The following is a 1,562-nucleotide window of genomic DNA, read 5'->3' as shown; positions in this document are numbered from 1 at the left end:
GCTGCGCGAAGCGATTGCGGCGCGGCCGGATGCCGGTGAATACGTGGCCGCCACCGCACTGGACGGCGTCTCGCGCATCAATGCCTACCGCAAGCTGCGCGGCCTTCCGCTGTACTTGGTGGTTGGCCTGCCGGAGGCGGATTTCCCGAGCGGCTGGAACCGCGTGGACACCAGCATCGTGCTGCTGGCCGTGAGCACGCTGGCAGTGGCCGGCTTTGCGTTGCTGCAGCTGCGCCGCGTCTCGCGCCGGCAGCTGGACGCTGCGCAGCGCCGCTTCGAGGCCATCGTCGAATCCTCGCAGGACGCCATCGTCTCGAAGACGCTGGACGGCAAGGTCACCAGCTGGAATCGCGGCGCCGAGCAGATCTTCGGCTACAGCGCGGCCGAGATGCTGGGCCAGCCGCTGCAGCGCCTGTTCCCGCCCGAGCGGCGCGACGAGGAGGAGGCCATCATCGAGCGTCTGCGCGGCGGCGAGCCGGTCGAGCACTTCGAGACCGAGCGGCTGCACAAGAGCGGCAGGCGCGTGCCGGTGTCGGTGACCATCTCGCCGCTGGTCGACCAGGCCGGCGAGCTGATCGGCGCCTCGAAGATCGCGCGCGACATCAGCCGCCAGAAGGCGATGGAAGAAGAGGTGCGCAGCCTGGCCTTCCATGACCCCTTGACCCGGCTGCCCAACCGCCGCCTGCTGCTGGACCGGCTGCGCCACGCGCAGCAGAACAGCCGCCGGCTGAACAGCCACGGCGCCGTGCTGTTCATCGATCTGGATCAGTTCAAGGAGCTCAACGACCGCCACGGCCACGACGCCGGTGACCGCTTGCTGGTGGAGGTGGCGCGGCGGCTGCGCAGCGCCGTGCGCGAGAGTGACACCGTGGCCCGGCTGGGCGGCGACGAGTTCGTCGTGATCTGCGAGAACCTGGGCCAGGAACTTGCCGTGGCCAGCGAGGCTGCCGACGGCGTGCGCGAGAAGATCGCCCAGGCCCTGGCGCAGCCGTGGCTGCTGAGCATGGGCATGGCCTCCTGCGTCGGCGCGAGCATCGGCGTCCGGCTGTTCTTCGGCGGGGACGATGACCTGGACCAGCTGATCCAGGACGCCGACCGGGCCATGTACGACGACAAGGCCAGGCGCCGCGCCGGCCGTGGCGAGGCGCACGCCTGAAGCTGGATGGGTTTCACCGGGGCGGCAAGCCGGCAGCCCGCAGGAGCGCCAGCAACTGGACCATTTGCTGGCGGTGCGCCGGTTCGGTGGCGGGTGGCAGGCGTGCTTGTACCGCGGCCAGGCTGTCGAATGCGCTGCGCTCGCGCAGGAAGGTGACCCAGCGCTGAACCAGGGCGGTCGCGCCCAACTGCTGCGCTGCGGCGGTGCCTGTGAGGTAGGCGGTGGCGAATTCGGCGTTCACTGCCATGGCCTGTTGCGAAGCTTCCAGCGCCGCGGGGAAATCCGCCATCGCCAATGCCGCCCAGGCCAGTGCCAGGTGCCAGACGACCCGCAGGGGCTCACGCGGGCTCAGCGCAAAGGCGCGCTCGCACAGCGCCGCTGTTTCCTGCGGATGGCCGCGGCGGGT

Annotated in this window: 2 protein-coding genes; one reads left to right on the top strand and one right to left on the bottom strand. The window is 70.5% G+C overall.

The window, feature by feature from the left end:
- The coding region (locus FKP22_RS29895) for a diguanylate cyclase domain-containing protein (protein ID WP_170201174.1) at positions 1–1,156 on the top strand (1,156 nt) is incomplete at its 5' end.
- Between the two features lie 13 nt (positions 1,157–1,169).
- On the opposite strand, the gene FKP22_RS33080 is transcribed toward FKP22_RS29895, so the two are convergent.
- The coding region (locus FKP22_RS33080) for a hypothetical protein (RefSeq protein ID WP_170201173.1) at positions 1,170–1,562 on the bottom strand (393 nt) is incomplete at its 5' end.

This window comes from Ideonella azotifigens (assembly GCF_006519715.1).
Taxonomy (GTDB): Bacteria; Pseudomonadota; Gammaproteobacteria; order Burkholderiales; family Burkholderiaceae_C; genus Ideonella; species Ideonella azotifigens.
This window is presented reverse-complemented; position numbering and strand designations above follow the sequence as displayed.